This is a genomic window from Promineifilum sp. (SeqCode) (genome assembly GCF_041918635.1).
GTDB lineage: Bacteria > Chloroflexota > Anaerolineae > Promineifilales > Promineifilaceae > Promineifilum.
Window position 1 is genome coordinate 1 of record NZ_JAYRVJ010000516.1, and the last position, 1,893, is coordinate 1,893.

At 64.2% G+C, this 1,893-nt stretch carries 2 protein-coding genes; one reads left to right on the forward strand and one right to left on the reverse strand.

Translation table 11 applies throughout. From position 1 onward, the window contains the following. The first annotated feature begins 262 nt into the window (after nt 1-262). On the forward strand, nt 263-1,228 hold the full coding sequence (locus ACE3UY_RS15525) for a diacylglycerol kinase family protein (RefSeq protein ID WP_374688408.1): 966 nt from the start codon (nt 263-265) through the stop codon (nt 1,226-1,228). Nucleotides 1,229-1,316: 88 nt separating this feature from the next. On the opposite strand, the gene ACE3UY_RS15530 is transcribed toward ACE3UY_RS15525, so the two are convergent. Continuing rightward, the coding region (locus ACE3UY_RS15530; RefSeq protein ID WP_374688409.1) for a DUF5915 domain-containing protein at nt 1,317-1,893 on the reverse strand (577 nt) is incomplete at its 5' end.

Genomic DNA, 1,893 nt, shown 5'->3' on the forward strand with positions numbered 1-1,893 from the left:
CGCCATCGCAGCGTCGCCATGGCCTGCGCCATCCTGATCGGCATGGGCGACACCCCGGCCGAGGCCATGACCCGCGTCAAGCAGCGCCGCCGCGAGGCCGACCCCGGCATCTGGTACATCCGCCGCCGCATCACGCGCTTCGCGGAGCAGTGGCCGGGAGGGTGTGTGAAGTAATAGGCAGTAGTCAGTAAGCAGTGATCAGTTGTCAGTACTGAGCACTGCTTACTGTTTACTGTTTACTGACCACTAACCACTGACCCCTATGACAACCTACCGCAACGTCCAAGTTATCATCAACCCGGCGTCGGGCAATGACGAGCCGATGCTGAACATTCTCAACGACGTGTTGGGCCGGCACGACATACCCTGGGATGCGCGCGTTACTCACGGGCCGGGCGACGCGACGGCCCTGACACGCGCGGCTATCGACGCCGGCTGCGATTTGATCGTGAGTTACGGCGGGGATGGCACAGTGATGGAGGTGGTCAACGGCATGATCGGCAGCGACGTGCCCCTCGCTATTCTGCCCGGCGGCACGGCCAATGCCGCGGCGATGGAGTTGGGCATTCCGGTGGCGCTGCGCGAGGCCATTGAGATCATTTGCGAGAGCAGCACCCGCCGCAAGTTGGACGTGGGCCGCGCCGGCGACCACTACTTCCTGCTGCGCGCCTACACGGGCATCCCCGATGAGTACACCGCGCCCCGCGAACTGAAAGACCGCTTTGGCCTGCTGGCCTATCCGCTATCGGCTTTGCGCCTGTTGCGCGAGCAGCCGATCACCCACTTCCGTATCGAAGTAGACGATCAGGTCATCGAACAGGAAGGGCTGCTATGCTTCGTCAACAACATCGCCTATGCCAAGACGCCCCGCTTGCAGAATTGGGTGGAGCGTTTCTTTCTGGACGTGCGCGCCCACGACGGTGGGGATGCGGTGGCCGTGCCGGAGCCAGTGCTGCACACCATCGATCCGTCTGATGGACTGCTCGACGTGCTACTCCTGGTGCCGGAGACGCTGACGCTGACATCGCTGGCGACGGCCCTGGTGCGGGCCGACGAGACGGTCGCCCGCGCCCATCTATTTCAGGGTAAGCGCATCCGCCTCGAAACCGACCCGCCACAGTCCGTCGGCATCGACGGCGAATTGCTGGGCGATACCCCGGTCACCATCGAGGTTGTCCCCCACGCCATCGAGGTCGTCGTTCCCAACGCGCCAAGAGGCAAAGAGTAAGAGGCTCACGCCAAGAGCGCCAAGAACGCAAAGAAGAATTATTCCCTTTGCGTTCTTGGGGCTCTTGGCGTTCTTTGCGTGAGGTATTTTAAGCCTTGCGCAGAGCCAGCTTGACTGGCGCGCCGCCCACTTCCACCGTTTGCCGGTAGTCGGCCGCGGCCAACCCGTCCGGCTTGAGTTGCGTCGCCAGCGTTTCGCCGCCGATGAAGTTGGCGAAGTTGACCAGCGCCGCCGCTACGTCGCCATCGGCCACCTCATACCCCAGCTCGATCCGGTCGGAGATGTCCAGCCCCGCCCGCTTGCGCATGTCGTTGATGACCCGCACCAGGTCGCGCGCGTATCCTTCCTGCACCAGTTCCGGCGTCAGATGCGGGTCGACGGCCACCGTCACACCCTTGTCACTGGCGACGGCCAGCCCGCCCAGCGATTCCGTCTGCACCAGCACGTCGTCGCCGTTCAGGCTGACGGTCTGGCCGTTCACCTCCAGTTCCAGCGCCGCCCCCGATTGGAGGCGCGCCGCCGCCGCGGTCGGGTCCAGCGCCGTCAGCGCCCCACGCACCGCCGGGAACAACGATCCCAGCTTCGGCCCCAGCGTCCGGTTATTGGGCAGCAGCTTGTAGCTGACCAATTCGCCCACTTCCGAGACGATCTCGATGCGCTTGACG

Bases quoted from the DNA above. Each gene is read 5' to 3' on its own strand.
- ACE3UY_RS15525 (WP_374688408.1), top strand. From the start codon at position 263: ATGACAACCTACCGCAACGTCCAAGTTATCATCAACCCGGCGTCGGGC.